Origin of the sequence: Nostoc sp. (assembly GCF_036917575.1) — a bacterium.
Taxonomy (GTDB): Bacteria; Cyanobacteriota; Cyanobacteriia; order Cyanobacteriales; family Nostocaceae; genus Nostoc.
Window position 1 is genome coordinate 18212 of the sequence record NZ_JBALDC010000098.1, and the last position, 24883, is coordinate 43094.

General features: G+C 41.6%; 18 protein-coding genes. 13 read left to right on the plus strand and 5 right to left on the minus strand.

Annotated elements, in window-relative coordinates:
- The first annotated feature begins 207 nt into the window (after nt 1–207).
- Complete coding sequence (locus tag V7K79_RS28050; protein ID WP_335052541.1) at nt 208–606, plus strand: response regulator; 399 nt, start codon at nt 208–210, stop codon at nt 604–606.
- Nucleotides 607–840: 234 nt separating this feature from the next.
- Here V7K79_RS28050 and V7K79_RS28055 read toward each other — a convergent pair whose 3' ends face one another.
- Nucleotides 841–1734 (minus strand): tetratricopeptide repeat protein, encoded by an 894-nt coding sequence (locus V7K79_RS28055; protein ID WP_335052543.1) that lies wholly within the window; start codon nt 1732–1734, stop codon nt 841–843.
- A gap of 478 nt (nt 1735–2212) precedes the next feature.
- Between V7K79_RS28055 and V7K79_RS28060 the strand changes: the two genes are divergently transcribed.
- The 5 genes from V7K79_RS28060 (at nt 2213) to V7K79_RS28080 (ending at nt 8230) form a co-directional block, all read left to right on the plus strand.
- Nucleotides 2213–2704, plus strand: coding sequence for a hypothetical protein (locus V7K79_RS28060; protein ID WP_335052545.1), 492 nt, complete (start codon nt 2213–2215; stop codon nt 2702–2704).
- Nucleotides 2705–2805: 101 nt separating this feature from the next.
- The gene (locus tag V7K79_RS28065) at nt 2806–4392 is read left to right on the plus strand and encodes an efflux RND transporter periplasmic adaptor subunit (protein ID WP_335052548.1); all 1587 of its coding nucleotides are present in this window, start codon (nt 2806–2808) and stop codon (nt 4390–4392) included.
- A gap of 155 nt (nt 4393–4547) precedes the next feature.
- Nucleotides 4548–5828: an ABC transporter permease gene (locus V7K79_RS28070; protein WP_442938977.1), complete on the plus strand. Its 1281-nt coding sequence runs from the start codon at nt 4548–4550 to the stop codon at nt 5826–5828.
- Nucleotides 5829–5886: 58 nt separating this feature from the next.
- Nucleotides 5887–6558 carry an ABC transporter ATP-binding protein gene (locus tag V7K79_RS28075; RefSeq protein WP_335052550.1) on the plus strand — a complete coding sequence of 224 codons (672 nt, stop codon included), beginning with the start codon at nt 5887–5889 and terminating at the stop codon, nt 6556–6558.
- Between the two features lie 259 nt (nt 6559–6817).
- The gene (locus tag V7K79_RS28080; protein WP_335052552.1) at nt 6818–8230 is read left to right on the plus strand and encodes a TolC family protein; all 1413 of its coding nucleotides are present in this window, start codon (nt 6818–6820) and stop codon (nt 8228–8230) included.
- A 199-nt stretch (nt 8231–8429) separates the two neighbouring features.
- Here V7K79_RS28080 and V7K79_RS28085 read toward each other — a convergent pair whose 3' ends face one another.
- Together V7K79_RS28085 and V7K79_RS28090 are read right to left on the minus strand one after the other, a co-directional pair.
- Nucleotides 8430–10694 carry a cation:proton antiporter domain-containing protein gene (locus V7K79_RS28085; protein ID WP_335052554.1) on the minus strand — a complete coding sequence of 755 codons (2265 nt, stop codon included), beginning with the start codon at nt 10692–10694 and terminating at the stop codon, nt 8430–8432.
- Nucleotides 10695–10871: 177 nt separating this feature from the next.
- Nucleotides 10872–11690 (minus strand): class I SAM-dependent methyltransferase, encoded by an 819-nt coding sequence (locus V7K79_RS28090; protein WP_335052556.1) that lies wholly within the window; start codon nt 11688–11690, stop codon nt 10872–10874.
- Between the two features lie 398 nt (nt 11691–12088).
- Between V7K79_RS28090 and V7K79_RS28095 the strand changes: the two genes are divergently transcribed.
- Nucleotides 12089–12298: a hypothetical protein gene (locus tag V7K79_RS28095; RefSeq protein ID WP_335052558.1), complete on the plus strand. Its 210-nt coding sequence runs from the start codon at nt 12089–12091 to the stop codon at nt 12296–12298.
- 64 nt (nt 12299–12362) lie between these two features.
- Nucleotides 12363–14027 carry an FAD-dependent oxidoreductase gene (locus V7K79_RS28100; RefSeq protein ID WP_335052560.1) on the plus strand — a complete coding sequence of 555 codons (1665 nt, stop codon included), beginning with the start codon at nt 12363–12365 and terminating at the stop codon, nt 14025–14027.
- Nucleotides 14028–14083: 56 nt separating this feature from the next.
- Here the strand turns inward: V7K79_RS28100 and V7K79_RS28105 are convergent, their stop codons facing one another.
- Nucleotides 14084–14404, minus strand: a complete 321-nt coding sequence (locus V7K79_RS28105) for a DMT family transporter (protein WP_335052562.1) — start codon at nt 14402–14404, stop codon at nt 14084–14086.
- Between the two features lie 486 nt (nt 14405–14890).
- Between V7K79_RS28105 and V7K79_RS28110 the strand changes: the two genes are divergently transcribed.
- Together V7K79_RS28110 and V7K79_RS28115 are read left to right on the plus strand one after the other, a co-directional pair.
- The gene (locus tag V7K79_RS28110) at nt 14891–16069 is read left to right on the plus strand and encodes a GNAT family N-acetyltransferase (RefSeq protein WP_335052564.1); all 1179 of its coding nucleotides are present in this window, start codon (nt 14891–14893) and stop codon (nt 16067–16069) included.
- Between the two features lie 813 nt (nt 16070–16882).
- A complete protein-coding gene (locus tag V7K79_RS28115) occupies nt 16883–18181 on the plus strand; it encodes a serine hydrolase (protein WP_335052566.1) in 1299 nt (432 codons plus the stop codon).
- 222 nt (nt 18182–18403) lie between these two features.
- On the opposite strand, the gene V7K79_RS28120 is transcribed toward V7K79_RS28115, so the two are convergent.
- The gene (locus V7K79_RS28120; protein WP_335052568.1) at nt 18404–20557 is read right to left on the minus strand and encodes a cytochrome-c peroxidase; all 2154 of its coding nucleotides are present in this window, start codon (nt 20555–20557) and stop codon (nt 18404–18406) included.
- Between the two features lie 277 nt (nt 20558–20834).
- Between V7K79_RS28120 and V7K79_RS28125 the strand changes: the two genes are divergently transcribed.
- From V7K79_RS28125 to V7K79_RS28135, 3 genes are all read left to right on the plus strand, one after another.
- Complete coding sequence (locus tag V7K79_RS28125) at nt 20835–21758, plus strand: DMT family transporter (RefSeq protein WP_335052570.1); 924 nt, start codon at nt 20835–20837, stop codon at nt 21756–21758.
- Between the two features lie 507 nt (nt 21759–22265).
- A complete protein-coding gene (locus V7K79_RS28130) occupies nt 22266–24038 on the plus strand; it encodes an alpha/beta hydrolase (protein WP_335052572.1) in 1773 nt (590 codons plus the stop codon).
- Nucleotides 24039–24354: 316 nt separating this feature from the next.
- A partial coding sequence (locus V7K79_RS28135; RefSeq protein WP_335052574.1) for a hypothetical protein occupies nt 24355–24883 on the plus strand: 529 nt, incomplete at its 3' end.

A 24883-nucleotide genomic window follows, 5' to 3' on the forward strand; every position in this document is an offset into this window, starting at 1 on the left:
GGGACTGGATAGATAATTGAGGTTTAGAGCAAGCTATTTTAATCATGCAGAAGAAAAAATTCTTTCTGTGATTGTTACTTCTGACTTTACTGCTGAGTTATTCTGAATTCTGAATTCTGTCTTCTGACTCCTTTTCATCATGATTGCATTTCTTAATTTTGTATTCTGGAATTCTTGAATCTCCTCACCTCTATAACTAAAATTCTCATGAAAACTGTTTTAATTGTCGAAGACGATCTAATTAATGCTCGTGTTTTTTCCAAAATTTTGTCCAAGCGTGGTGGCTTGGGTGTGAAACACACTGAAAATGTGGAAGAAGTCATAAAAATTGCCCAATCAGGAGAAGCCGACCTGATTTTAATGGATGTTTCTCTCTCCAGAAGTGTTTACCAAGGCAAGTCTGTTGATGGAATCAAGATTACACAAATGTTAAAATCCGATCCAAAAACAGCAAACTTACCTGTAATTCTGGTAACAGCACATGCTATGGAAGGCGATCGCGAGAATTTTCTCAAGCAAAGCGGTGCTAATGGCTACATTTCTAAACCAGTTGTTGACCATCAACAGTTCGTTGACCAAATCATCGCACTTCTACCCACAGACTAACACTGAGAATTAACGACTTAATTTCAGGAATACTTGCCCGCCAATATTTTTGGGCAACTAATTGCTGTATTTATTTAGTATAGATGTACTACGAAAAGTACTTTTAGGCAAGTGGTAAGGAGGAGTGCTGAGTAGTGAGTGCTGAGTAAAGAGTTTGGAGTTATAAGTTTGGAATTAACAATTAAATATTTGAACTCGTAAATTCATAACTCCTCACTCAGCACTCAGCACTGTCTATTGAGTAGGCTGTATTCTTGGCGTAGGCGCTGATGATGAGTTTTCTCGTTGCTGTATAGCTGCTTGAACACGTGGTAATTCTAGGAATTTTTTCGTATCAGACAGTAAACGATCGCCCCAGAGATTTTCTTTGAGAAAATTCAAATTAGCGTAGCGCGAATCGATACGGAGTGCAGCTTCTCCCAAGGTTAGTCCTTGTTGGTGATCGCCTTTAGTATACAGTGCCACGGCTAAGGCCAATAACGGTTCTGCTGCTTGTTTCTCAAGGGTTACAGCAGATTGCCATCGCTTAATTGCTTCAGGGATATTACCTTGTTCGTAGTTGATTAAGCCAATATTGTTGAGCGCCGGCCAGAATTTTTTATCTTGAGAAACGGCTTTATTGTACTGTGCGATCGCATCTGGCAATTTACCCAGCAAATAATAAGCATTACCCAAATCAAATAATCCCTCTGGATCGTTGGGTTTTAATTTTAAACCATCTTGATAATTGACAACAGCAGCCTGGTAATTTTTCTGTTGAAAATTCGCTGAACCCAAGGCAAACAAAATATCACCATTTTTGGGGTTGAGAGATTGTGCTTTTTTCAGACTAGCGATCGCCCCATCAAACTCTTTGGATTGCAACTGCAATCCACCTAGCAGCAACCATACTTTGTCATTCCCAGGAGCCAGTTGACTAGCCAGCCGCGCTCGTGGCAAAGCTAATTCAACCTGTTGAAACTGAGCTAGTTGAGCCGCCTCTTGTGCCAAGCTCAACCCTTGCTTTTCTAACTTTGTCGTATCTAATTGCAGTGTATGGGGTATTAATGCCTGCGCGTTAGCGGCTTTTGGCATACTCCACAAACTACAGACCATTAAAAGAGAAATCAAACGAACATGTTTAGGCACACTACCGCCTTTAAGCCACTAATCAAAGAATCTTTCAGCTAGCTTAATCGATCTGCGCTGTTGGCGGTAGCAAAATCTTACCAATTTTCGAGAAAGAGATGTGGAAAGCAGGGAGCAGGGGAGCAGGAGGGGACAAGGGGGACAAGGTGACAAGAGGTAAGAAATTGCAACAAGTTTTTCCTCCGTTCGCGCAGCGTCTCCTTTAGGAGAAGTCCCCAATTCTCAAGAGTCCCCTTGTCCTCTTCCCAATGCCCCATACCCATTAAACAATTGATGACTTTGGTCATACATCAGTCTGGAATTACTAGTGACTTTGGTCATACATCAGTTTGCATGTTTTAAACGATAATTGTTATGTATGAATTTATACGATGAGGTAAATATTAAATACTTTGATATCAAAAAAAGCAACTGTCTAAGATTGCTTAATCGATACCTCGGCAGAATAAAACTTTAATCTAAATAGGGAGTCAATTCCATGTTGAAACCAAACCGTATATCGATGGTATTAGCTGCTGCTGCCTTGCTCGTTATTCCCAGTCTCTTGACTGCGCCTGCAAATGCTCAGACAAAAGTCTATGTTGTTGGCGATCGCAATCAAAATTGGGATCGCGACGGCAGATCCAATTCTAGAGAAGTCAGAAACCCCAGATATCAGGATAATTGGAACCGTGACGGCAGATCCAATTCTAGAGAAGTCAGAAACCCCAGATATCGGGATAATTGGAACCGTGACAACCAATTTAATGGCAGAGTAGTCAGACTTGGTAATGGTGATATCAGATATCCCAATGGGCAAATTATTCCTGCTAGATCCGTAGTCAGACTGCGCGATCAAGGTTACTTCAGACTTCCTAACGGGGATATTCTGCTTCCCAATCAAGAAGTTGTTCCTGCTGGGAGATTGGTGAGAGTGCGTGATGATTACTTCAGACTTCCTAGTGGATTAGTACTGCAAATCAACCTTTAAAACACTAAAAACTCAAAATCATTGTCAGTATTAGGCTACCAGGCTATAGTTTTAGCCGTGAATAAATAGCTCGGTAGCCGTTTTTTATAGACAAAATGGATATGAAAATTGATACACCAAATACCGTAGATTCATCAGTTTTGGTTCCAGAGCTAAAGAAAAAAAAGGTCAGACGTAATTGGCTCTCTTGGCTAATTGCTCTTTGCCTTTTGGGTGGAATTGGCTATGCAATTTATTATCAAGTAACGGTTGTTTCCCAGCAACAAGCCAGACGCCGAGTGCTGACAAGACCTGTAGAAAGGCAGAGTCTAACAATCACAGTTTCAGCGAACGGAACGGTGAAACCTGAGCGGTCAATCAACCTTAGCCCAAAAAATTCCGGCATCTTAAAAAGCCTGCTGGCGAAAGAAGGAGATATTGTCAAACAAGGACAGATTGTCGCTTACATGGATGATTCCAACCTCCGGGGGCAACTTACCTCCGCTCAAGGACAATTGGCACAAGCCGAGGCAAATTTGCAAAAAGCGATCGCAGGTAATCGTCCTCAAGATATTGCCCAATCACAGGGAGCATTAGACGAAGCCCAAGCGAATCTGCAAAAAGCGATCGCAGGTAATCGCTCTCAAGATATTGCCCAAGCACAGGCACGTTTGCAGAGCGCTCAAGCCACCCTTCGCCAAGCAGAAGATGATTTTGTTCGTAATCAACAGCTTTACAAGGCAGGCGGTATTTCCCTTCAGACTCTTAACCAAAACCGTGCCACTCGTGACAGCGCCCAAGCTAGTGTAAATGAAGCACAGCAAGCACTGGGGTTGCAAAAAGCTGGATCACGTCCAGAAGACATCGAGCAAGTCCGAGCTGTGGTGAAGCAGAGACAGCAAGCTTTGGCACTTTTGAAAGCTGGAACGCGCCAAGAAGATATTAATGCATCCCGCGCCCAGGTAACATCGGCTCGTGGTTCGCTGCAAAACATCCAAGCCGAAATCAATGACACGATTATTCGCGCACCTTTTGATGGTGTGGTGACAAAGAAATATGCCGATCCAGGCGCTTTCGTGACACCCACAACTGCCAGTAGTGAAGTAGCTTCTTCTTCTTCTTCTTCAATCTTGTCTCTCGCTTCCACAAATGAAGTTGTTGCCAATTTAGCGGAAACAAATATTTCCAAAATCAGCCTTGGGCAAAAAGTCTCGATTAAAGCAGATGCCTACCCAGGAAAAACTTTTGAAGGTAAAGTCAGCCAAATTGCTGCCCAAGCAATAGTAGAGCAAAACGTCACCAGTTTTGAAGTGAGAGTATCACTTTTGGACTCTCAAAGACTACTGCGGTCTGGGATGAATGCAGAAGTAGATTTTCAAGTCGGTCAAGTGCAAAATGTTTTAGTAGTGCCAACAGCTTCAGTGGTTCGCCAAGAAAATGCCACAGGCGTGTTTGTGCAAGGAAAAAATAACAGACCTGTGTTCACTCGCATTGAGACTGGCGTCACCGCGAATAACTTTACCGAAGTTAAGTCTGGATTGACAGGAGACGAAAGGGTGTTGCTCAGTTTCCCACCAGGATCGCGTCCGCAATCAACACCAAGAGGAGGAGTTTTCCCTGGTCTAGGTGGTGGTGGAGCCGGAGGAGCAGGTGGCGGCGGAGGTCGTTCCGGCGGTGGTGGTCGTTCTCAAGGCGGTGGTTCCCCTTAAAGTTAGTTTTAACAATAAAGAATTCAGGAGTCAGCAGTCAGAATTCAGTATGAATTAAAGTTTGACTGGCGGGTAAATATGTGGGCTTAATTCCTCCACTAATTGATTCTGAATTCTGGATTCTGAATTCTGTATTCTTCTTTAAATAGAACATTATGTTTAAGATATTTAAGGGCTTTTACAAAGCGAAGAATACCCGCACAGTACCATTGCTGGAAATCTTGACAATGGCGGCAGAGACTTTGTGGAGTAACAAATTACGCACAGGTCTAACTATGTTGGGCGTGATTATTGGGATTTCTTCAGTTATTGCCATTACTTCTGTTGGTCAGGGAGTGCAAAAAGGAGTTGAGCAACAGATCCAAGCATTGGGTACAGATGTGATCCAAATCTTGGCGGGTGCGGCAAGAAGCGGGAATGTCCGTCAAGGAGTAGGTTCTAGCAGTACCTTGACTTGGGAAGATGCGAAAGCGATCGCTACACAAGCGCCATCAGCACAACTGGTTTCTGCTTATCTCCAACGGACTGCTCAAGTTGTCTATGCCGGACAGAACACTTCAACAACCATTTATGGCACTGATTTAAATTACCCAGAAGTCAGAAATACTCACCCCCAACAAGGGAGATATTTTACTCAAGAAGAACTAGATACTGCCGCACAGCTTGCCATTCTTGGCCCGACAGTTCAAAAAACACTCTTTGCACAAGGTGTAAATCCGATCGGTGAGAGAATTCGGATTCAAGGAGAGGCTTATGAAGTAATTGGGGTGATGGAACCTAAAGGCGCTCAAGGGCCAATGGATCGAGATGACCAGATTTTTATTCCTCTAACTAGTATGTCGAAGAGACTAGTTGGGAATAATGCCCTAGTAGGCGTTTCTGTAAGTGGAATTTTAGTCAAAGGCGCGAACCAAGAGCAGTTAGAAGCCGCTCAGTTTCAAGTTACCAATCTTTTACGGCTACGTCATAACATTTATCCGCCACAAGCTGATGATTTTCGGCTGACTAATCAAGCTGATATTGTTAGCACATTTACTAGTATTGTGGGTTTATTTACAGTCATGGTGGTAGCGATCGCGGGAATTTCTTTGGTAGTTGGTGGCATTGGTATTGCTAACATTATGCTAGTTTCTGTGGTCGAGCGGACGCGAGAAATCGGGATTCGCAAAGCCGTAGGAGCAACTAATTCCGCAATACTTAATCAATTTTTAGCGGAAGCGATCGTGATTTCCATTGTTGGCGGATGTATTGGTATGGCAACTGGTATTGTATTAGCCTTTGTGGCTGCAAACACTTTCAAATTTCCCTTTGTAATTTCTTTATTGTCAATCATTGCTGGCTTTGGACTCTCATTGAGCGTAGGCTTAGTGGCTGGGGTAATTCCAGCACGCAATGCATCTAAATTAGATCCAATCAATGCTTTACGTAGTGACTAAATAATTCGTAATTCGTAATTCGTAATTCGTAATTCAAAACTCCTAACTCTTAATTATTATGCCAACAATGATTTGGATGGAATCTATTACTAAGACCTACCACTTGGGAGAAGTTAGTGTTCCCATACTCAAGGGAATTGAACTTTCTATTGAAGAAGGAGAATACGTCTCGATTATGGGTGCGTCAGGTTCGGGTAAATCGACGCTGATGAATATTTTGGGATGTCTGGATCGTCCCACAACTGGAGACTATATTTTTGAAGGCAGAAACCTAACGACTTTTGATGATGATGAATTAGCCTATATCCGCAACCGAAGGATAGGTTTTGTGTTTCAACAATTTAACTTATTGGCGCGGGCGACAGCGTTGGAAAACGTGATGTTGCCAATGGTTTACGCTAACTTGCCCAAGCCAAAACGCCGAGAAAGGGCATTAGAAGCCTTAGAAAAGGTAGGATTAGGGGGACGTATAGCCAACCGTCCTAGTCAACTCTCTGGCGGACAACAACAACGAGTAGCGATCGCTCGTGCTTTGGTCAACCGACCTGCATTAGTTTTGGCAGATGAGCCGACAGGAGCTTTAGATACTGAAACTTCCCATGAGGTAATGAGTTTACTGACTGAACTTAACGATCAAGGAATCACGATTGTGATTGTCACTCATGAACCAGATATCGCTGCCCAAACCCAAAGGATTATTCGAGTTCAGGATGGTTTAATTGTCGGCTAATTTGTTAAGATTAACCTTCTGAGGAGGAATTTAGGATTTAAACCATTGTCAGGTCAATCAGGATGAAAACTATAAGAATTCAGGAGTCAGAATTCAGGAGTCAGAATGTTAGAGAAGAAGAGTGAATTCTTTTCAATCAATAGAAGAGTTATGCGCTCATTGCTTTTAAATTCTGGCTTCTGACTCCTGAGTGCTGAATTCTTACTGAAAACTTTTGATTATATCCTCAAAAAACCTAATTAATGACTATATCTAGATTATGAATTTCAGCTTATTCTTCGTGCATCCTGCCTGGGTTACTGTCGCGTTCGCCATTCTTCTTCCAACTATAGTAAGTGCAGCAACTCCGCTAAAAGCACAGAATTCTTCAAGCTCTGTACAAGTTCCCGCTCGCCTCAATCCCAATTCCAATCCTCTGCAATTTCCGACTAAACCGGAGGAAGTAAAGATTCAGGGAACTGTGCCAATCAGTTTGGCACAAGCTTTGGAACTTTCAAAACGTAACAATCGAGACTTACAGATAGCTATATTAGAGCTAGAACGCAGTCGCTCGGCGCTCCGCGAGGCTCAAGCTGCCTTGTTTCCTACTCTTGGGATTAACAGTAGCGTGACTAATAGTGGTAGTGGTTTTAGTAACAATTCATCTCAATCCACCACCACTTTTAATGGTTCAGCCCAACTGAATTATAATCTCTATACTTCTGGGAACATAAAAGCGACTATCCGAGCCGCAGAAGAACAGCTACAGGTAGATCAATTAAATGTTGAAAATCAGTCTTTGACAATTAGCTTGAATGTCACAACTCAATACTACGATTTGCAACAAGCAGATCAACTGGTCAGAATTAATCAGTCTGCTGTGATAAATGCCCAGGCTAGTTTACGGGATACTCAAGCTAGAGAACAGGCTGGAGTAGGTACGCGGTTCGATGTGCTGCAAGCTCAGGTGAATTTAGCAAACGCCCAACAACTACTAACTAATGCTTTCTCACAGCAGCAAATTTCCCGTCGTCAGCTTGCCACGTTGTTAAGTATATCGCAGTCAGTTGATATCAGTGCCTCAGACCCTGTACAGTTAGCCGGTCTTTGGCCACAAACGGTAGAACAAAGTATTATCCAAGCGTTTCAAAATCGTCCAGAGTTGCAACAGTATTTGGCACAACGTAATATTTCCGAGCAACAGCGACGACAGGCTCTTTCACAGCTAGGGCCGCAAGTTAGTTTGGTAGGCAACTACAATCTGCTAGATCGGTATAATGATGGTGCGAGCATTACTGATGGTTATTCAGCAGGACTTCAAGGAAATCTAACTTTATTTGAAGGGGGAGCAGCAAAAGCGCGTGCAGATCAGTCGAAAGCTAATATTGCGATCGCAGAGACTCAATTTGCTACCCAGCGCGACCAAATTCGCTTTGATGTAGAACAGTATTATGCTCAATTGCAATCCAATTTAAATAATGTGCAGACTTCTAGTGTGGCTTTAAATCAAGCCAGGGAAGCTCTAAATTTAGCAAGGTTAAGGTTCCAAGCTGGTGTGGGCACTCAAACAGAAGTAATTGATGCTGAAAATGACCTGACAAGAGCAGAAGGTAATCGAGTTGAAGCTATTTTAGATTACAATCGCGCTCTAGCTAATTTGCAAAGATCGGTAACATCTAGGGCTTTGCGCTAAGACCAAATCATTAGACATCTGGTGAAATTAAATATGCATTATCCACAATCCTTATAGAGAAGTAGCACTGCTACGTCTCTACATTCTTTTTTACATAAATGTATAGCTGTAATCAGATATGTTAAAACAGTGTTGATTGCTCAAAACCTTGAAGCTACTGGGTTTATACTCACAACTCAGCACTCAACACTCAGCACTTTTATGGCACAGTAATTACTGCTACTGGGCAATGGGCTTTACTCAGAATTGTATCGACTCTATGACCGAAGAAAACGCGACCCGTAACCATTCGGATACTACTTCCTAGAATAATTAAGTCAACTTCCTCGGTTTTGGCAAATTTGAGGATTTCTCTTTCTGGGCTGCTTCCTTGAAGAATATAAGTTTTGACATCAGCACCCAGATTACGGCCAATTTCTGCTTGCTGTTCGAGCATATCGTGAGCAATTTCTTTCACTGGAGCTAGCGATCGCTGTTCGTAAAGAATATACTCAACCTGTGGCAAATTAATCACGTTAACGATCATTACTAATGCTCCGGTTTGAGCTGCGATCGTACTTGCCATCTCTACAGCATTTTTACTATATTCTGTCCCCACCGTTGGTACCAGAATCTTGTTGAGTTGTTGTTGAGGGATTTTACAAATCTCGCCTTTCGCGTGGGGTAGATGCGACTTCACCACCATTGTTGCACAAGGCGCTTCTTGGACAACCCGATCAACAAGCAAATTGAACAATGCTTTCTGGGGGCTTATCTGTTCAGAAGCTCCTAGTACGATTAAGTCATAGTTTTTGTTTGCTTCATTCAAAATTACCTCCGCTTTATTACGCCCAGACTCTGTTTTTGTTTGCAGAGTGGTATCAGCAGGTAGCTGCATTTCCTCAGTCACAGCAGCCAGAGCTTGCTCGGCGGCGGTATCTTTAACCTGGGTTGCTGCCATTCGGCGGGTTCTGCTTTGAGGCTGCTTATCACTTAGAGCAAATAGAGATGTAACTTCTATCGAGTTTTGGTGAGCCATGTAACCGACTAGTTGCGCCGCCAGTTGGATGTTGGGCCCACCACTAGTAGGTATTAAAACACGCTGAATCTGCTTGATAAAACTGTGGCTATCCTGTTCTTCTTGTTGCAAACGTCGAGCTTCCTCTTCACTCATAACCACATTCGACAAACACCAGCGCAAAAGGGGTGGAGCCATAAGGGAAGTAACTATCGCCACCATCACAATAATCGAGTACATCTGGGGATTCAGCACTCCCAAAGATAAACCAATCGTGGCAACGACAATTTCCATCGCCCCGCGAGCATTCATCCCGGAACCCATTGCCAAACCTTCCCAATGACTCAAGCCACCAACGCGAGAACCGAGGTAAGCACCTGTAAATTTACCAACACAGGCAACAACGAGAACAATCAAGCCAAATAGCAACGTTTGAGGGACTAACAGAGCTAGCAAGTTAACTTTCAAGCCAGCTGAAGCAAAGAAAATTGGCGCTAGAAAGCTTGCTGTGAAAACTTCTAGCATGTGTCCAGCTTCATTACTAAACCGACGGGATTGACCGGATAGAATTCCCAGCACGAAAGCACCTAATGCAGCTTCTAAACCTAATGCGTGGGTAAGTGCTGCTGCTGCAAGCGAAAGAATCAAGACAACCGATATACTAGCGGAGATTCCACCAACATAGTCATCAACCCAGCGCAAAATCTGGTCTACAATGGTACGCCCAATTGTAAAGGCGATCGCTAAAAACAATATAGCTGCACTCACAGAATGGAAAATTGTCCCAAGATCAAATTTGCCGCTACTAGCTAAACCTGAAACCACAGAAAGTAAAATCCAGCCGATGGTGTCGTCAGTCATCCCAGCAGCTAAAGTGACTTGACCAATATCACGGCGAATCAGGTTTAAGTCCATCAACACTTTCGCAATCACTGGGACTGCCGAAATACTCATTGCTGTGGCGATGAACAGACTGAATACTAATCGCTTTTCCGGGTCAGTTAAAAAACTATCTGGCAATAGCCAACCCAGTCCAAATCCGGTGATAAAAGGGATAATAATTCCGCCCAGTGAAATCAAAAGAGCCGTTTTACCCTTACGAAGAATCAGCTTGAGATCCGTCTCCAACCCAGTCACAATCAGCAAAAATAACACGCCTAACCAAGAAATTACTGAAAGTAAATTAGACTGTTCTTGACTTTTGGGAAAGATGTGCGCTTGTAAGTCTGGAAGGAGCAAACCAAATAGAGAAGGGCCAAGCAGCACACCCGCCAATAATTCCCCAACAACAGGCGGTAGGTTAATCCGGCGCATCAACTCACCTAATCCCCGCGCTACTAAAAGCAATAGTGACAGTTGCACCAGCACCAACAGCAGTTCATGATGACCGAGAGGTTTAATTACACCGTCACCTGCTACTTTCTGTGCAGCGAGTACAGGCACTAATATTAGGGACAGGTTTTGCATATAAGCGTCCACAGGTTGGATTAGAAATTTTAAAAGGGGCTGCTTCAAGTAAATCTGAAAACGTTTACTTATACATCGGTCTAGGAGATTAAACTGTGATTGTGATTATTAATCGCAAGATTATCATGTGCGATAGCCCGAAGCTGTCAGTTCAGGAAGAAAGCTTTGCTCATCAACTTATTTTCGAGCGCGAACAAACAACTTTGTAGTGTCTTGCCAAAGACCTTGATCAGTTGCTAGTTTCTCAATTTCTATACTGTACTCAACTTCCAACTGATTTAATTGTTCTTGTGATAATTTTGACAATAAAGGATTACCTTTAAAATTTATATTAATTGCTGTCCCAGATAATCTGTTATCGCTAAGAGAACGATAATGTCCTGATGGCTCAATCTTAATTTCGATATCTCTAAAACCTGCCTGATTGAGCAAATTCCGACATTTTTCTGGAGTCCCCAGTGGTTCAAGGATATGTGGTAATGATTCGCCCAAAACTCTAGCGCATATCCTCTGCTGAAGAGATGCCATATAAGCAGTTTCCGGAGGACAGGTAAATGCCACATACCCTCCTACTTTTAAGAAGTGATACCACTTTTGCAAAATAGCCAGGATATCAGGAAAAAGTACAATTGCCTCACAGCAAAAGACAACATCAAAACTGCTATCACTAAAGTCGAAATATTCTGCATCTGCCTCAATTAACTCGATGTTTTGTAATTTGGCTACTGCAATTTTTTGTCTAGCTTGATGTAACATTCCAGAGGTCATGTCAATGCCAATCACATTGCCATCTAAACCAACTTTTTGAGCTGCGGGAATCGCAACTAAACCTGTTCCAGTCGCCACATCCAGGATTTTCTGTCCCAAATTTAGCGGTACAAATTCAAGTAGAAGCTTGGCTTCTAAAGGATGGCGAGTACCTTGTTCATGGTCATAAGCCGTTCTACTACCATAAAATTCTTTTAGTTGCTGCTTATAGCTATCTTGATCGGTCATAACCAAATATCAAATTTTCTCCACTTTATAGTAACTCTTGTTGCAATCTTGAGTTGTTCGCTGCTGAACCCAACTCTAACAGCACAAGCAAGCTGCAACTGGTGCGATGTCTACGACAGGCTGCGCCTACGCTATTTACGAACAACGCATAATCCACAACCTCAATGGAAAGAGTGTTCTGCTGCCTTATTCAATTCGATTTCAGATTAGCGTGAATGACCCAAATAGTTTTATGATTCTCTACGAAAGCATATTTAAAATTATTTAGGTCTACTACCAAAATATTCTCAAGCTCATTCTGGAACATGGTGAATGGTGAATTACCGAAAGGCGATTTATGCAATACTGGTTTTGAACCTTCTTCCAGAGTCAAATAAAGTACAGGGAGATGAAAAAGTATGGTTAAACACCCATTTCATGACCAACTTAGTTTAGAGGAACAAGCTGAAAAACTCGGAAAGCAAGCAGTGAGCTTGGGTTTGATTCCCAGCTTTGTGGTACATTACTTTCCTGATACTTGGATATTTTATATACCTAATGAAAGTAAATCAGAATCGCTGACACCAGAAGAGGCTTACTTTCGTTTAAAGCAACTGGTTAAAGAGTAGATATTTTGACGACAGATTTTTGAAGATAACGGCTAGACACTGCAATTGTGAAGTAACACTAGTTATGGCAAAACCAGCAATTTTAACCGTCGATGACGATCCAGAAGTGTTGCAAGCGGTGTCACGAGACTTGCGTCATCAGTATGGCGATCGCTTCCGCATTGTCCGGGCAGATTCAGGTATTACGGCTCTGGATGTGGTACAGCAACTAAAATTGCGGAATGAACCAATTGCTTTATTTCTAGTAGATCAACGTATGCCCCAAATGGGAGGCGTAGAGTTTCTAGAACAGGCAAAAGGCATCTTTCCCGATGCAAAACGCGCTTTGTTGACAGCCTATGCAGATACCGATGCTGCGATTAAATCGATTAATAGTGCCAGACTTGATTATTACCTACTCAAGCCTTGGAATCCACCTGAAGAAAGACTATATCCGGTTTTAGATGATTTGCTAGATGACTGGCTAGCTGGATTCCGCCCACCCTTTGAAGGCATTCGAGTCATTGGTAATCGCTGGTCGCCTTTTTCACATCAGGTGAAAGATTTTATAGCACGTAACCAGATTCCATACAAGTGGTTAGATATTGAACTGGAGCCGGATGCCGCAAAATTAGTGGAATACTCACAAGCTGATGGCAGACAACAATTGCCATTGGTGCTGTTTCCCGATGGTTCCCGATTAATTCAACCATCTAATTTAGAGATTGCCGCCAAAATTGGACTGCAAACTCAAGCAGAACGCCCTTTCTATGACTTAGCGATTGTGGGTGCTGGTCCCGCAGGACTGGCAGCCGCAGTCTATGGCGCTTCTGAGGGATTGAGTACTGTCTTAATTGAGCGGGAAGCGCCAGGAGGACAAGCAGGGACGAGTTCGCGGATTGAGAACTATTTAGGGTTTCCCATTGGTTTGAGTGGCAGCGATTTGGCAAGGCGGGGAGTCACCCAGGCGCGACGATTTGGGGTAGAAATTCTCACTCCTCAAGTAGTAACTGGGGTTCGACTGGAAGATCCTTATCGAGTTCTGCAATTAGCAGATGGTAGCGAGATTAGTTGCCATGCACTTTTAGTTGCAACCGGCGTTTCCTACCGTTGGCTAAACGTTCCAGGAGCCGAGAAGCTCACAGGAGCAGGAATTTATTATGGTGCTGCCATGACTGAGGCGATCGCCTGCACCAACGAAGAGGTTTACTTGGTAGGTGGAGCAAACTCTGCTGGACAAGCAGCAATGCACTTTTGTAAGTATGCCAGCAAAGTGATTATGTTGGTGCGGGGAGAGTCATTAGCATCAAGTATGTCCCAATACTTGATTGATCAAATTGCCGCTACTGAAAATATCCAAGTTTGCACAAATTGCAGCGTCGTGGAAGTCAAGGGAGAAGAATATTTAGAAGCAATTGTGATTAATCATGCCAAGACTGGACAAACCCAAACCGTGTCGGCGCGATCGCTATTTATCTTCATCGGTGCTAGCCCCAAAACTGATTGGCTCGATGGCGTTATTCAACGTGATGCTCAGGGGTTTATCATCACAGGCCCAGACTTGATGCACAATGGCAAATCTCCTCGTGGTTGGTCTTTAGAACGCTCTCCTTTCTTATTAGAAACCAACATTCCCGGAATCTTTGCAGCCGGAGATGTCCGCTATGGCTCAATTAAACGGGTGGCCTCCGGTGTGGGAGAAGGTTCGATCGCTATTCAATTTGTTCACCGCTACCTAAGTAATGTTTAGCTAAAGCAACGAATACTAAGCTGTGTAAAATCTGCAAACCCTCTCCCCTGCCTGCTTTATTGACTGGCGTTGATGCCAATTATGCCGATGATGATAAAGGCGATCGACACAAGTTTGATTAATGTGGCAGATTCCCGAAACCAAATAACACCAATAAGAGCAATTAAAACAGTTCCCAATCCAGCCCAAACAGAATAGGCGACACTCACTTCAAGTCTTTTGAGGGCAAAGGTCAAAAAAGCGAAACAAAGTCCATAGAAGACAAATATTAATACTGAAGGAACTATTTTAGTAAATCCCTGTGATAATTTCATGCAAGTTGTGCCTGAAACCTCAAAAAGGATTGCTAATATAAGGTAAATCCAACTTGTTGACATATTTTTTGTAAGTAGTTTGTTAAAAGCAACTCGCCCTAAAAAATTTTCACAATCTCATTTAGGATTGCTATATTAAACTTCTTGCATGAATCAATGAGCTTTTACCCCAAATCCCTCTCCCAAGCTTGGGAAAGGGACTTTAAAATTTGGCTCTCCTTCTCCCAATTTTGTGAGAAGGGGTTAGGGGATGTAGCAAGATCCCGCAGGGTGGGCAAATTTTGCATTTGTGCAAGAGACTCCATGAGCGGTGCTCACAAGGAACAATAATGAAAATATCTCTTTCCCAGTCCCCAATCCCTAGTCCTCAGTTCCTATTTTTAAGGCAGGTCTATTGATTGTGATACAAGTATTCCAACATTTTAAACCAAACGTACAGTAGTATAATTGAGGCTGATTCCGGGGCTTTATGGCGATGAAATTGCTCAAGCATTGGGGCAACATCTGCTGTAGTATGATTGTATTTTTGTCCTACTAATGGTATGAGAGATGACGGCTCGATTTGAATACAGCACTCTTGCCCATCCACAGGATATTCAGCAGCTTGGGGCTATCTTTGACCAGTGTTTTGTCAACACACTTGGCACCGAGGAAGTCTATATCAACCAGGTTGGCTTAGAAAACTTTCGCATTATTCGTCATTCAGAGCAATTAATTGGTGGATTGGCAACTCTGGATATGGGTCAGTGGTGGGGTGGTAAGCGTGTACCAATGACGGGAATTGCCGCAGTGGGTATTGTTCCAGAATACCGTGGTTCAGGAGCTGCGATCGCTCTCATGCAGCAGACGCTCAAGGAACTTTATGCTAGAGGTATACCCCTCTCTGCTCTTTATCCAGCAGTTCAAGGCTTGTATCGAAAAGTCGGATATGAGCAGGGGGGTAGCTGGTGTAATTGGGAAGTTCCGACTAAAAGCATCCAACTGCGGGAGCAACCCCTACCTTTGCAACCAATAGTGAGTATCAATCATCAAGTCTTTCACGAACTATATCAGCAGCAGGCCAGATTAACACATGGATATTTAGATCGGCATCCCGTAATCTGGGAGCGCTTAATCCAGCCAGATGATAAAGAAACATTTTACGCATATTTTATCGGTACAAAAGAGAAACCTGAAGGTTACATCCTTTTTAGTCAACATCCAGCAGAAGATGGCGCAATTCTGCGAATCAAAGATTGGGTAATTCTCACAGCTGCAGCTGCACAAACATTTTGGTCTTTTCTTGCCAGTCATCGCTCCCAAGTTGACCAAGTGCAATGGAAAAGTTCTGTGAGCGATTCTTTGACATTATTGCTACCAGAGCAAACTGCCAAGCTCAAGTATACGATGCGTTGGATGCTGCGGATAGTAGATGTAGTCAAGGCGCTGGAGATGCGGGGTTATCCACCAGGAATTCAGACTGAACTGCACTTAGACATTCAAGATAATTTGCTAGATGCAAACAATGGTAAATTCATTCTTTCTATTGCCAATGGACACGGTGAAGTTACAAAAGGTGGAAAGGGTGAGTTGCAGCTAGATGTTCGAGAATTAGCACCACTATATACAAGTTTGTTCTCTCCCTACCATTTGCAAATAGCTGGAAAACTGCATGGAACAGAAACCGCTATTTCCGCAGCTACGCAAATATTTGCAGGTAGTTCTCCTTGGGTGGCTGATTTTTTTTAATATGAGCTATCAACAAACCTTTCCCTGCGTTGAACTAAAGTTAAAGTCTGTCCCTCTTGAAAGTCGCAGAGGAAAAGTTTTGTGTAGTCAAACTAGCCAGAGAGATTAAAGTTATACCAGTTTAAAAAAAGAATGCGACAAATAGACCATTTGTAGAGACGCGATTCATCGCGTCTTCACCCAAGGATGTGTTGCAATCATTAATTAAATTGGTAAGCTGTTCCACAAATAACCTTGCATATACTGGGCGGGCGAGACGCCCACCCCACAATAAATGTACAATTTCAGATTATGTAAACTAGATGTGGTTTAGCTTATTAGGTTCCGGTGAGGTTTTTGTTTCAATAATAAATAAGGTAATCCCGGATTTTACTAGCTTCCTCATAGGATTTGGGTCGAATGTTTATCAAGATGTTTTTGGTTAAGTTGGCAGTTCAGCAGAACTTAGTGTAAGTACATAATACTTCACACCCTCCCATCAAACCTACAGTCTCGATTTGCTTCTATGAATCGAGGTTTTGATTTACTCATGAATTCTATTTAGATAAGTTGGAAACATAATTAATCCTTTACTCGTCCTTGCGCTAGATTAACAATTTCTGTTGTTGTCAACTCACCACAAACAAAATTGTCAGCGATTTACTTTTAAAAAGTAATGATAATTTATCGTGCTTATCTAACCCCAAATATCATCTGGTAAAAATAACTCAACGGAATTTATAACTTTTTCTCCGGAAGTTCAGCACAGTCATCAGAAAACAATCTAAGTAAACCTGATTAGTTTCTTCTTACTTGCACACCCACATTTACAACATGAAATCACATCTACTGGCGATTGGTTTGAGTAGTTTGGTTCTAGTTGCAGGACAAGCTAAAGCTTCACAATTACAGTCTTGGTACTATGATTCTAGCCAAAATCAATTAGACTTAACTACCACTTCGGGAATAGAACCAAAAGCCTTTTTATTAGATAATCCGAATCGATTGGTGATTGACTTACCTGGAACTAATTTTAATTCCGATACTGTCAAACAAAGTTTTGGTAAAGCGATAAAAGAAATTCGCCTTGGCAAACCAGACTCTCAAACCACTCGTTTTGTCGTCGAGTTAGCTCCTGGTTATGATGTTACTTCCCAAAATCTATCAATTAAAGGAGATTCTCATTCGCATTGGATTTTTAAATTCAATTCATTTAACCGCCAAAGTAATCCCCTTGTGGGAGAAAACAGAGAAGATATTACCATCAAATCTACAGATGCATCTACATTTGCTGGAGTTGTGAATCTTGGTCAAGAAATGACTGATATCACTTCTCAGATTCGCAGTTTGTTAGCAAGTTATAAAACATTGAATACGGGAATATTTTTCTTAGATTTATCTACAGGTAACTATATAGATATTAATGGTGAAAAAAGATTTGCTGCTGCCAGTACAATTAAATTTCCCTTATTAGTGGCTCTTTTCCAAGAAATAGACGCAGGTAGAATTAAACTCACTGATAAATTAGTGATGCGGCGCGATTTAAAGGTTGGCGAATCTGGAATTATGCAATATAAACCCATCGGCACTAAATTTAGCGTCCTAGAAACTGCTACGTTGATGATGACAATCAGCGATAATACCGCCACAAATCTGATTCTCGATCGCTTGGGTGGTGCAGCAAAAGTTAGCCAACGTTTTCGCAGTTGGGGATTGCAAAATACAGCGCTTCGGAATCTACTTCCAGACATTGCTGGCACAAATACAACTAGTTCTAAAGATTTGGTCAGATTGGCGGCGTTAGTTTCTAATAATCGTTTGTTATCCCCAACTAGCCGCGATCAAGTTTTAGGCATTATGCGCCATGTCAAAACCAATAGTTTACTACCAGCAGGTATTGGTCAAGGAGCTACTATCGCCCATAAAACTGGTACATTGAGATTTATCATTGGTGATGCGGGTATTATTCAAATGCCCAACGGCAAAAGCTATTTAGCAGGTGTTTTGGTACAAAGACCAAACTACGATCCCAAAGCTGGAGATTTTGTGCGTGAAGTTTCTAGAAGAGTCTATAATTACCTAGACAATACCAAAGTTAGTAATATACAACCGATACTTGATCGCACTCCTTAGTCAAGCGATCGTCTAGTCCACCAGATCAACTTTGGTAAATGAATAAGTTCATAGAAAAACTTTAGTCCTGGATTTTTAAGCACGTTCTGTGCTGACCACAAACCGATCATATTTAATCGGACAAATTACCACCAATATTGCACTAAATAGCAAAAATAGGGACGTACATCTGTACATCCCTACATATCTATCTGTATTTAGGTATTTCGTCGTGAAATGGAATTAACTCAGGAAATTTGGTGTACCACTATTACCATTCCTACCAACAGCAGGAATTTCCACTGTGTCATCTTTAGCTTTACCAGTGCCGTCATTGACAACGGAATTAGAGTTACCCACATGTCCATTAGGGATAAACAATTGTGGATGGTCAAAGGGCGCTTTATCATACCGAACTCGGTCATCAGTCAGTCCTTTTAAAAAGGTGACCAAATCCTGTTTTTCTTGTGGTGACAGATTTAGCGGCGGAAGTACTCCAAAATCACCACCACGATTGTAAAAATCAACCACTTGCTCTAGAGTCCCCTGACCTCCATTGTGGAAGTAGGGAGCAGTGAGTTCCACATTTCGAAGTCCAGGTGCTTTGAAAGCTCCGTTTGCAAATACAGTTTCACTGGAATTCAATGGTGGACTAAGGGTTGGGGGGTTTTCGCCAAGGAGATCCTTAAATTTACCCAACTGAGCCAATCGTGCCTCTGAAAGCGGATTACTACCCGGGAAACCGTCATGACCACCCAAACCGGGGTCGTCTGTGGGCGGTCTGACACCGATATTGAAGAAGCCATTGTCTTCAGGGGATTTTGGGCCAAACGGCGCACGTTTGATTCGTCCTTCTTTAGCCACGCTGCTCACTGAAGCCGCTGTTAATTCTACTCCAGTGTGGCAACCAATACACAGACCTTTGCCCTCAAATAGCCCTTTCCCTCGTTGCTGTTGGGCAGTTAGGGCGCTGGTGTTTCCTTCCAAGTAGCGATCGTAGGGCGTATCATTAGCAATGAGTGTAGACTCGTACAACTGAATTGCCAGCCCAAAGAATAGGGAGAAGTTGTACTCTAGCACTGTGTATTCATTAGTCTCCAAGGAGCGATCGGGCCTTTTGACAATATTCCGTTTACCGTCAGAGTCAACTTGGATGAGGCGAGTAGAATTCCACCACTCCGGCTTGAAGGCATCTTGAATCATCTGCTCGTAGGTTTTATCTTCAAGTCCAGGTTGAGGCGATCTACTATATTTACCTAAAACGCTGTCTTGTGGATGCACAATCTGTTTAACTAGCGGTCTAAGAGGTAATAACTTTTTCGCAAGTTTTCGGGGGAGCTTTTTACCCTCAGCAGCGGTAAAAGATATTCTGTCAACTAGCCCCAACTTGTCACTCCCAAACTTATCACCAATTTCTTGAAAACTGCGACCATCTGCGGATGACTCAAAGGAACTGAGTGGCGGCCCGACAGCTTGAGATGCCAAAGACGAGTTCTTGAGGCTGACTTTCACAAATTCTGCTCTAATTGGGTTTAGAGCCTTGACAACAGTGGCATTAGGATCTCTTAAACCGAACGGATTCACCCCATTAAAGATATTTTGTGCCCTTCCGTCCCAAAAGTTGCGGAAGTTGAATGCAGCATTAATCACGGTTGGGGTATTACGCGGCTCAACGCGCCGCACATTGATACCTCCCACGTTAAACACTGGATCTTTGTCAGTTGTAACTTTGTCTTCTGCATTACCAGGTGTGATATCCACAAACTTTGAATTGAAAATCCCCTGAGAAGAACTGACATCGTTATAGTCAGATACAATAGTCTTAGGATCGTTTGGGTTTGACAGCTTGTGAAAGGGGAAATCTTGTGGTTTAAGCTGATAGTTTGGTAGTCCGCCGACATTAAAAACTGAATCTGGATTCGCTGTACCATTGGCGTTGACCCGCAAAAGCCCAGGAGCAATCTGATTTTTGGATCTATTGTCGGCTCCAGCATGAAAGTGACAACTAGCACAGGAGGTCTTTCCATCGCTCCCAATCTGCATATCCCAAAAAAGAGTCTTTCCTAACTCAATTGCAGCTGTTTTGTCTGCTACGAAGTCTCCAAGATTATCAGGTTCTGGAACCGATACGCTTTTGAGCGAAACTGGAGACGGGCCTGTAACTGCTGATACAGTATTTCCGGCTATTACTGCTACCAGAATAATAGCAGCAATTGTTATAGTCCTTGAAAATCTCGATCTCAAGTATTTAGGCTTGCTATATCTGAATTTCCACTCTTGCTGCTTTATTTTTGTCACTAAAGATTTGAGCAAAAATCGACCTCTTGAGGTCAGCAATAAGTAACTTGATAATCCTGTGATAAAGATTACTAAACTGATTATGGGTATAATTCCCATAGTTTTTTTCTAAAGTAACACCGAGATAAAGTATACATTTACGAGGAAGTTTGAAATTTAATATTCATGTAAAATGAACACGCAAATTACGAACTTTATGTAAACAAAAAATACCCTCTTGGAGCTACGAATAATTAATTGAGTTTGGTCAGTTGATTATTTTATATTGAATTTGAATTAACTAAGTTACTAACATCTATTCTCAACAAGAGTTTGATAAAATCAGTTATATATATCTAAAACTTATTATCAGTCCTACTTGGTGTAGGATATTTAAATGTTACTACATCAAAGTTCTGGTCGGTGGCGCTTAGGGCTAGGATTATCGCTATTGACAGTGTTCTTGTGGGGAATTTTACCTATTGCTCTAGCAGTAATTCTACAAGTACTTGATGTCTATACCGTTATTTGGTTTCGCTTTTTGGTATCATTTATACTGCTTGCTGTGTATTTAGGGATACGCGGCAAATTACCAAAATTAGAACAATTGCGCTCTGCTTCTGGAAAATTATTAGCGATCGCCACAATATTCTTAGGGATTAATTACTTTTCGTTTACCCAAGGTTTAGCATTAACATCGCCTGCTAACGCTGAAGTTCTTATTCAATTATCTACCCTTTTATTAGGTTTCGGAGGGTTAGTAATTTTTAAAGAACGTTATCGGCTGTCTCAATGGATTGGCGTTAGTGTGATGATTTGCGGTTATCTTTTATTTTTTCGCGAACAACTAACGAATTTAATTACAGCACATGGCACATATATACTAGGTAGTATTTTAATCGCGCTAGGTTCGACAGCCTGGGCTATTTATGCTTTGGCACAAAAGCAATTATTACAATCTTTATCTTCCACCAGTATCATGTTAATTATCTATGGAGGTTGTGCTTTATTATTCACTCCTCTAGCTAGATTTAAATCAATTTTTATACTTGATACTTTCCATTTAGGAATGTTGATTTTTTGTGCCTTGAATACTTTAATTGCTTACGGTGCTTTTTCTGAGTCATTACAACATTGGGAAGCATCGCGAGTAAGTGCAGTAATAGCTTTAGCTCCGATTGTGACATTAATATCAGTTGTAGTTGTATCAGTTATTGCACCTGATTGGACACCACCAGAACACTTCACCCTCATAGCAATATTTGGAGCGGGTTTAGTAGTTACAGGTTCAGTAGCGATCGCCTTGGGAAAAGCTAATTAATTGCAATGTTTTTCAGGATTTTTACTGGCTTTTTCATATAGTGATTTTGGGCAATATTCAAAGCTACAACATAAATACTGAGGCAGACTATTTTTTATTTGTTATGATTTAATAGTGAAGGCAAACTACTGAAGTCAGCTGGATACTTTACCCATCTGCGTGATTTTGTAGTATTTGATTGTTGACTTTATAGCCGAAATCTCCTTGAAGAAGAATTCAAAAATCAGAATTCAGGAGTCAGAATACATTACTAATGAATTGGAAATAACTACTTTTTAAAACTACCAAAACTAAGATGAAGTAAGCATTTCCAACCCATCATCACCCACCATTTTCAGCAAGCTACATTCGCAATTCATACATAATTTATCTTAATTGATAACTCCTGACTCCTAAATTCTGTTTTGATAAAATTGAGGCTAATAACTTTAAGTAAATTAAGCAGGGCGCCCGAATAACTACCAAAGCCAACACCCGATAAAATCAGACCACCGAAATAGTTGAGCGATGAATAGTTTGTTTGGTAATTGGGCCAGCACCCTCAGAAAAAATTCTTTATTGCTGGTTCTTTCAATGGTGCTGCCAACATTTGGAATTAGTAGTTCCGTCTTGGCAGCAGAGCGGATTTATGCATCTTATTCAGCTTTAGAGCTTTCGATTTCAGTAACCACTTTAGAGAACTACGCCAAAACAGGTGTAATTGACGAAGACTTAGCAGCCTATCAGCAATATCTGCCTCTAGAACAGCTTCAAGAATTGCGGCGGATTTTACTTAATCGTGTGAAAGTTAGTCCGGTAATAGTTTCGCAACTTCTCTACACACCGCAAGGAGAATTTTTACTGCATCGGTTGGCGCAAGTAATTAAAACTAGTCAACCAGAACCAAAATTGAGTGCTTTGCGTTCAGCGCTAATTTTAGCCTCTGGTGAATCGGGAGGCTTGACACTTTTAAATGTGTTACGTAAATATCCCACCAGCAGCATTCGCCTTGATGTCGCCGAGACTTTGGAAATAGGTACACAATTAGAGGAACTTGTTAACCAAACCCATCAAGCGATCGCAGCCGTTTCTCAAAAGTCTAAAATAGAAGCTGATAGCATTTCTCAACCAAATTTTTCGCAATTACCCGATTTAAAGGTTCCGGGAAAGTTTAAGTCGCAAAAATACATCCTGAAGTTTTTTGACTCAACCCGTAATCGGCTTTTATTAACTGATGTTTACATTCCCAATGTCCAGAATGCTGCACCGATAATTGTAATTTCTCACGGTTTGGGTTTAGATAGCAGTAACTTTCAATATTTAGCTACTCATCTAGCTTCTTACGGATTTGCCGTCGTCGTTCCCAATCATCCTGGTAGTGATGCGAAACAATTGCGTTCTCTGTTAAAAGGACGCGCCATTGAAGTAGCAGAACCAAGCGAATTTCAAGACCGACCTTTGGATATAACATATATACTGAATCAATTGCAAAAAGGCAATCAATCTGATTCACGATTTAAAGGTCGTTTAAATCTGCAACAAGTGGGAGTATTTGGTCAATCTTTGGGAGGCTACACAGCCTTGGCCCTAGCAGGCGCTAAAATTAACTTTCAGCAGCTAAAACAAGACTGTCAACCAGCAGCACTGCAAAAAACCTGGAATATGTCTTTACTGCTCCAGTGTCGCGCTTTAGAATTGAGCATCAGCAAGTCTGACAAAGATTATAACTTCCGGGATGAGAGAGTAAAAGCTGCGATCGCAGTTAATCCCATTACGAGTTCGATTTTCGGCAAAGCTGGCTTAAATCAAATAAAAACTCCAGTGATGATTGTCAGCAGTAGTGATGATACAGTTGCACCAGCTTTATCCGAGCAAATTTTACCTTTCTCCTGGTTAGCGAATTCCCAAAAGTATCTTGTCATGCTTGTTGGTGGCACACACTTTTCCACCATTGGTAATGCAAACCCTGCAAATCAACAAGTAGCATTACCTGCCGATATGATTGGCGATGCTTCCCAAGCGCGTGGTTACATGAATGCTTTAAGTTTACCTTTCTTCCAAACATACATTGCAGGCAAGCCGCAATACACACCCTATTTAAACGCTGCCTATACTCAAAGCATTTCTAGTAAGTTGCTTGGTTTGAATCTCATCAAATCATTAAATACAGCCGAATTAGTACAATTGCTGGATAGAAAAGCAGCCAAACCTGCAAAGAAAGTCCCCAACACCATAGTCAGCTTTGGATTTTGGATGTTGGATATTGGTGTTGCATTGCTGCATGTAATGATTTTTATTTGACTAGGACTTACGCATTGACAGAAGCAATTAAATATGGATATAGCTTTTCAGCCATTCAAGTTTGATTTTTCACCATTAGCTAGCGATCGCGCTTTGATCTAAAGCTAGTAGCCAATAGCCTGAAACAACGCATTTTCGTTCATACACATGATAGTCTTTTTGTACAGTACGTAAGTCCTATTGACAATGACATAATTATAAATTTTTCCATCCACCTACTTACTTAGTTAGTTAAATATTATTAACAGCCTAATAAACACTTTATAGCTTGATGAGAAGATATTTACCAATACTTTGAAAAGCATAAAGGAACTTTATGGCTCTTGTGACAGATTTTGTTGGTGGTTTTAGGTATAACACACAGTACGTAACTGGAGATGTTAATCAAGATAGTGCTGCTGATTTAATTGAAGTTTGGCAAGATGAAGGAGTATTCAAGTCCACAAGTTGGATTAATAATGGTGAAGGTTTATTTAATAACCCAGTAGTCACAGATTTTGTCGGTGGCTTTAGAGATAACACACAGTATGTGACTGGAGATGTTAATCGAGATAGTGCTGCTGATTTAATTGAAGTTTGGCAAGATGGAGGAGTATACTCTTCCACAAGTTGGATTAGTAATGGTGAAGGTTTATTTAATAACCCAGTAGTCACAGATTTTGTCGGTGGATTTAGGTATAACACACAGTATGTAACTGGAGATGTTGATCGAGATGGTGCTGCTGATTTAATTGAAGTTTGGCAAGATGAAGGAGTATTCAAGTCCACAAGTTGGATTAGTAATGGTCAAGGTTTATTTAATAACCCAGTACTCACAGATTTTGTCGGTGGCTTTAGAGATAACA